The sequence below is a fragment of the Cyanobium sp. BA20m-p-22 genome (assembly GCF_024346275.1).
Taxonomy (GTDB): domain Bacteria; phylum Cyanobacteriota; class Cyanobacteriia; order PCC-6307; family Cyanobiaceae; genus Cyanobium_A.
In genome coordinates this window covers 1-5,362 of the sequence record NZ_JAGQCQ010000264.1, presented here as the reverse complement: position 1 = coordinate 5,362, position 5,362 = coordinate 1, and the positions used below count along the sequence as shown (strand labels likewise).

Sequence of the window (5,362 nt, the reverse complement as noted above, 5' to 3'; positions counted from 1 at the left end):
CGGCAACATGGTGCCTAGGGATGTGGCCTCCAGACGGGCTAGGGAGCTCTGCAATGGGGGCCATGGAGTAGTGCCGGGCGGCCGCTCGGTCTATCTCGATTTCCATGACGCCATTGCCAACCAGGGCTCCGAAATCATTGAAGCCCGCTATGGCAATTTGTTTGAGATGTATCAGCGGATCACCGGGGATGATCCAATGGCCGCACCGATGCGGATCTATCCCGCGCCGCACTACACCATGGGCGGTCTGTGGGTCGACTATCACCTGATGAGTTCAATCCCGGGCCTGTTTGTGCTCGGTGAGGCCAACTTCTCCGAGCATGGGGCAAACCGGCTCGGTGCCAGTGCCCTGATGCAGGGCCTGGCCGATGGATACTTCATTGCTCCCGCCACCGTGACAGCCTGGCTGGCCGAGCAGGGGGCCACGGCGATTGGCCCAGATGATTCCGCTGTGCGGGAGGCCTGCCTGGAAGCGAGCCAGCGGGCCCAAGGGCGGATCGAGGCCCTGCTGGCGGTGGCTGGCACCAGGCCGGTGGACAGCTTCCATCGGGCCCTAGGCCAGCTGATGCTGGAGCACTGCGGCATCAGTCGCAGTGCCGCGGGCTTGGGGGCCGGCCTGGCAGCGGTGGCCGAGCTGGAAGCCCAGTTCCAGCAAGACCTGCGGGTGCCAGGCGGCGCCCATGAGCCCAATGGGGAACTGGAGAAGGCTCTGCGGCTGAGTGATTTCTTCGGCCTGGCCCAGCTGATGCTGCGCGATGCCCTGGCCCGGGAGGAATCCTGCGGGGCCCATTTCCGCGAGGAGCACCAGAGCTCCGGGGGCGAAGCCGTCCGCGACGATCAACACTTCGCCCACATCGCAGCGTGGGAACACCGGCCGGGCGCCGATCCGATCCGGCATCAGGAACCCCTGAGCTTCAGCCTGCTCCAGCCGAGCACCCGCAACTACCAATGAGTGGTCTGATTTCCCTCACCCTGCGGATCTGGCGCCAGCGCAGCCCCGACTCGCCTGGTGCCTACGCCAACTACAGGCTGGAGCAGGTTTCAGCCGATCTCTCCCTGCTCGAGGCGCTGGATCTGCTCACTGAACAGCTGATCAGCGCCGGCGAGAGGCCGGTGGGCTTTGAGCACGACTGCCGCGAAGGCATCTGCGGCAGCTGTGGCTTTCTGGTCAACGGTCAGGCCCACGGCCCCCAGGAGGCCACAACGGTGTGCCAGCTGTATCTGCGCCGCTTCAACAATGGCGACACCCTGGTGCTCGCGCCCTGGCAGGCGAAGGCCTTTCCCCCGATTCAGGATCTGGTCGTGGATCGCAGTGCCCTTGATCGCCTGATCGAAGCGGGGGGCTTCTGCTCGGTGAACACCGGCAATGCCCCGGATGCCAATGCCATTTTGGTGGGCCGCGACCAGGCGGCCTCAGCCTTTGAAACCGCCACCTGCATCGGCTGCGGCGCCTGCGTGGCCAGTTGCCGCAATGCCTCGGCCAGTTTGTTTGTGGCCGCCAAGCTCGCCCATCTGGCCCAGCTGCCCCAGGGCCAGCCCGAGCGGGCCGCCAGGGCAGAAGCGATGCAGCAGCAGATGGGGCGCGAAGGCTTCGGCAGCTGCAGCAACCAGCTCGAGTGTGAGGCGGTGTGCCCCAAGCAGATTTCCGCCGATTGGATCAGCTGGATGCACGGCGAGCGGCGGCGGGCTGCTGGAAGCGGCGGATGAACTGGGCCAGGGGCATGGGCCCACAGCGCCGCTGCCAGCCCAGCCCTTCCGGATAGCGCCGCCAGCAGGAGATGCGGCTGCCGCGCCGGTCTAGGCAGAGCAGGTAGCGGTAGCTGGCGGCAGGGGCATCGGGGCTGGCCAGGGGCCCCAGGGGCTCGAACACCGCCTGGAGGTCGTGCCAGCTCCTGGGCGGCCGGCCGCTGGCCCGCAGCGGTGAGCCCAGCAGGCTGGCCAGGTGCTGGGGGAAGCCCCCATCGGGGAGCCACCAGTTGCCCTGGCGGCTGTGCTGGGTGTCGAGCAGGGAGATCAGGGCGCTGCAGGCCATGGGCAGGGAAGGGGTTGGCCCTTCTCCAGTGCCCGGCCTGTCTCAGGAGATGGTCTCCATCTGTCTTAGGAGATGGTCTCCATGTGGCGCATCAGGTCGAGACACTTGCAGCTGTAGGCCCACTCGTTGTCGTACCAGGCCACCAGCTTCACGAAGGTGTCGCTCAGGGCGATACCCGCATGGGCATCAAACACCGAGGTGCAGCTTTCGCCAACGAAATCAGTGCTCACCAGCTGGTCTTCGGTGTAGCCCAGGATGCCGGCCATGGCACCCAGGGAGGCGGCCTTCATGGCGGCCTTGATCTGGTCATAGCTGGCCGGTGTGGCCAGATTCACGGTCAGGTCCACCACCGATACATCCGGAGTGGGCACCCGGAAGGCCATGCCGGTGAGCTTGCCGTTGAGCTCGGGAATCACCCGGCCCACGGCCCTGGCCGCACCGGTGGAACTGGGGATGATGTTCTGGGCTGCGCCGCGGCCGCCGCGCCAGTCCTTCACCGAAGGGCTATCGACGGTTTTCTGGGTGGCAGTGGTGGCGTGCACCGTGGTCATCAAGCCACTGACGATGCCGAAGTTGTCATGCACCACCTTGGCCATCGGCGCCAGGCAGTTGGTGGTGCAGCTGGCGTTGGAAACCACGTCTTGGCCGGCATAGCTGCTGTGGTTGACGCCCATCACAAACATCGGCGTGTCGTCCTGGGAGGGGGCACTCATCACCACCCGCCTGGCACCGGCGTTGATGTGGGCGCGGGCGGAGGCGTCGGTGAGGAAGAAGCCGGTGCTCTCGAGCACGTAGTTGGCCCCCACATCACCCCAGTTGAGGTTGTTGGGGTCCCTTTCGGCACTGATCCGGATAGGGCGGCCATTGACCACCAACTGGTCGTTCTCCACCCGCACATCCCCCTGGAAGCGGCCGTGGCTGGAGTCGTAGCGGAGCATGTAGGCGAGGTAGTCGCGATCAATCAGGTCGTTGATACCCACCACCTCCACATCCGCCAGCGTCACCGCCCGGCGGAAGGCCAGCCGGCCGATGCGGCCGAAACCATTGATGCCGATGCGGATAGTCATCGCGGTGCTCCTGAAACCCTGGGGCGAATGGTTGCTGGACACCTTACGGGGCCCGTCAGCCCAGGGCCTGCTTCAGGGACGCCAGGCCAACCACCAGAAACAGGCCGCCACTGAGCCGGTAAAGCAGCCGCTCATCAACCCGCTGGCCAATCCACTTGCCTGCCCCCACCGCCAGCCAGGTCACCAGGGCATGGCCCAGCAGGGTGCCGGCCAGCAGGCCGGCAAAGCTGAACACCTGGGCCGGTGCGGTGGCCATGAAGATCGTCGTGAATTGGGTGCGGTCACCCAGCTCGGCCACAAACACCAGCACAAAGGCTTCCCAGATCACCGCCCAGGCGGTGACACCCACCCCGCCGGTTTGTGCCGCGTTGATCGCCTCCTCAGCCTGCTCAGCTTCGGCGCTGGCCGCATTAGCCGCCATGGCCTGGGCATCGATCAGCAGCTTGAGGCCGAAGCCCAGAAACAGGGCGGCCGCCAGCCAGGGCACCACGGTCTGGGGTAGCAATTCCCGTAGGCCGTAACCCAGGGCCAGGGAGATCAGGGTGACGGCTGTCAGGGCGGCGAAGGCCCCCACAAAGACCCAGCGGGCCCGGTGGCGCACCGCCAGGATCAGCGCCATAAAGAAGGTCTTGTCCCCCAGCTCCGCCAGGGAGATGGCGGCGAGGCTGGAGCCGAAGGCCGCCAGGCTGGGATCTGCGCTGAGGGGGTTAGCCATCCCCCACCCCTAGCCCAGCACGGAGCCAAACCTGCCCTCTCACTCGAGGGACTCGTCTTCCAGCAGCAGCTGCTGGAAGGCCGTATAAAGGTCGCCGTGGTCTGGGCCGGGCTCCCTGCGAGGGCCGCTTCGGCCGGGCGATGGCTGGGCGGGAGTCTGGGCGGCACCCTTGGCGGAAGCCTGGGCGGCTGGCTGCCGGCGCGCTTCGAGCTGCTTCAAGCGATCCAACAGGTGGGGCGGCACGCTGCCATCGGGGCTTATCTGCATCAGCTCGCGGAATAGGGCCTCGGGGTTTTCCTCCACTTCCACCCGGTGGCGCTTCTCCGTTGCCCTCGGCGAGGAGCCAGCGGCGGGCTGGGGCTGGGGGAGGGGTTGGGGCAGGGTGCGGCCAAGGTCCTCGAGGCGCTTGCGGCTGTGGGCGTCAAAGCTCATCGATCCAGAGGGGTTCAGCCACAGCCCAGGCTGGCGCGGGTGTCGCGACCTGTCACCGGGTTGGTGCCGCTGGCCACGCCGCAGAGGTTTTTGAGGGCATCGCCGCGCAGGGGCACGTTGGTGAAGTCGGCCCCCTCAATCACCACGTTGGTGAACTTGGTATTGAAGGCAAAGGCATCCTCGAGCACCGCATTGGTGAGGTTGGTGCCATCGAAGATCGCTGAATCGAGGGTGGCCTCGCGCAGGTTGGTGTTGCTCAAGTCGGCATCCTGCAGCTTTGCGCCAAACAGGCTCGCCCCCTGCAGATCGGAGCCGGCGAAGCTGGCATCGCGCAGGTTTGTGAGGTTGAAGGTGGCTCCCCGCAGGTCCTGGGCGGAGAAGTCGGCGCCGATCAGCACCTGCTTGGCCACGTCCATGGCGGCCAGGGCCGGAGCAGCGGGGATGAACCAGCTCGCAGCCAGGCTCAGTAGCAGGGCCAGCGTCCGCTGGGCGAGGGAACGCCAGTACAAGGGCATGTCGGCGGGGTAGGTAGGGCCAGCCTAGGAACCTGTTGCCGGCAGGCCCCGGTGGGAAGGCTGAAGGCCATCAACACCAATGCGCCCGGAGCCTGCCCATGCCCCGCACCGCTGCCCGCCGCCAGGGGGACTGGGCTGAGCAGCGGGTTCTGCGCCTGTTGCAGCAGCGGGGCTGGCGCCTGCTGGCGCGCCAGTGGACCTGCCGCTGGGGCGAGCTGGATCTGGTGCTGGAAAAGGCCGGCCGGCTGCTGCTGGTGGAGGTGAAGGGCCGCCGCCGCTGCGGACCCGATGGCTGGGGTGTGGCGGCCCTGCATCGGGGTAAGCGCTTGAGGCTGGAGCGGGCCTGGGCCTGCTGGCTGGCAGCCCATCCCGACTGGGCCGCCAGCGCGGTGGAGCTGGTTTTCGCCCTTGTGCCCCTGGCCCCGGCCCGGGGGCCAGTGCGTTGGCTGCGCCTCGATCACTGATGGGCGGGTCACCCACGAGCCCGGTTGCCTGCTTGGAGCTTCCCTTGGGATGCTGAACTGCAGGGCCCAGAGACAGCGGCGAGATCCATGAGTTTTGCTGCCCATCGCGTCCGTAAGCGCTTCGGCCAGCACTGGTT

General features: G+C 67.0%; 8 protein-coding genes. 3 read left to right on the top strand and 5 right to left on the bottom strand.

The features are described from left to right. On the top strand, positions 1-952 hold a 952-nt coding region (locus KBZ15_RS17680), incomplete at its 5' end, for an FAD-binding protein (RefSeq protein WP_255016539.1). Further along, a complete protein-coding gene (locus KBZ15_RS17675; RefSeq protein WP_255016538.1) occupies positions 949-1,707 on the top strand; it encodes a succinate dehydrogenase/fumarate reductase iron-sulfur subunit in 759 nt (252 codons plus the stop codon). The genes KBZ15_RS17680 and KBZ15_RS17675, both read left to right, overlap by 4 nt. Here KBZ15_RS17675 and KBZ15_RS17670 read toward each other — a convergent pair. The 5 genes from KBZ15_RS17670 to KBZ15_RS17650 all read right to left on the bottom strand — a co-directional run bounded on the left by KBZ15_RS17670 (position 1,658) and on the right by KBZ15_RS17650 (position 4,761). Beyond that, entirely contained in the window at positions 1,658-2,032 is a 375-nt protein-coding gene (locus KBZ15_RS17670; protein ID WP_197148611.1) for a hypothetical protein, read from the bottom strand. The genes KBZ15_RS17675 and KBZ15_RS17670 overlap by 50 nt on opposite strands. 65 nt (positions 2,033-2,097) lie before the next feature. Next, the gene (gap, locus tag KBZ15_RS17665) at positions 2,098-3,099 is read right to left on the bottom strand and encodes a type I glyceraldehyde-3-phosphate dehydrogenase (protein WP_255016537.1); all 1,002 of its coding nucleotides are present in this window, start codon (positions 3,097-3,099) and stop codon (positions 2,098-2,100) included. A gap of 55 nt (positions 3,100-3,154) precedes the next feature. Further along, the gene (locus tag KBZ15_RS17660; RefSeq protein ID WP_255016536.1) at positions 3,155-3,814 is read right to left on the bottom strand and encodes a TMEM165/GDT1 family protein; all 660 of its coding nucleotides are present in this window, start codon (positions 3,812-3,814) and stop codon (positions 3,155-3,157) included. Positions 3,815-3,853: 39 nt separating this feature from the next. Beyond that, positions 3,854-4,246 (bottom strand): hypothetical protein, encoded by a 393-nt coding sequence (locus tag KBZ15_RS17655; protein WP_255016535.1) that lies wholly within the window; start codon positions 4,244-4,246, stop codon positions 3,854-3,856. A gap of 14 nt (positions 4,247-4,260) precedes the next feature. Continuing rightward, positions 4,261-4,761, bottom strand: a complete 501-nt coding sequence (locus KBZ15_RS17650) for a pentapeptide repeat-containing protein (protein ID WP_255016534.1) — start codon at positions 4,759-4,761, stop codon at positions 4,261-4,263. A 98-nt stretch (positions 4,762-4,859) separates the two neighbouring features. Here KBZ15_RS17650 and KBZ15_RS17645 point away from each other — a divergent pair, with 98 nt between their 5' ends. Next, a complete protein-coding gene (locus tag KBZ15_RS17645; RefSeq protein WP_197150943.1) occupies positions 4,860-5,225 on the top strand; it encodes a YraN family protein in 366 nt (121 codons plus the stop codon). Positions 5,226-5,362: the final 137 nt, after the last annotated feature.

Coding starts and splice junctions, on each gene's coding strand:
- KBZ15_RS17675 (WP_255016538.1), top strand. CDS start 949: ATGAGTGGTCTGATTTCCCTCACCCTGCGGATCTGGCGCCAGCGCAGC.
- KBZ15_RS17670 (WP_197148611.1), bottom strand. CDS start 2,032: ATGGCCTGCAGCGCCCTGATCTCCCTGCTCGACACCCAGCACAGCCGC.
- gap (WP_255016537.1), bottom strand. CDS start 3,099: ATGACTATCCGCATCGGCATCAATGGTTTCGGCCGCATCGGCCGGCTG.
- KBZ15_RS17660 (WP_255016536.1), bottom strand. CDS start 3,814: ATGGCTAACCCCCTCAGCGCAGATCCCAGCCTGGCGGCCTTCGGCTCC.
- KBZ15_RS17655 (WP_255016535.1), bottom strand. CDS start 4,246: ATGAGCTTTGACGCCCACAGCCGCAAGCGCCTCGAGGACCTTGGCCGC.
- KBZ15_RS17650 (WP_255016534.1), bottom strand. CDS start 4,761: ATGCCCTTGTACTGGCGTTCCCTCGCCCAGCGGACGCTGGCCCTGCTA.
- KBZ15_RS17645 (WP_197150943.1), top strand. CDS start 4,860: ATGCCCCGCACCGCTGCCCGCCGCCAGGGGGACTGGGCTGAGCAGCGG.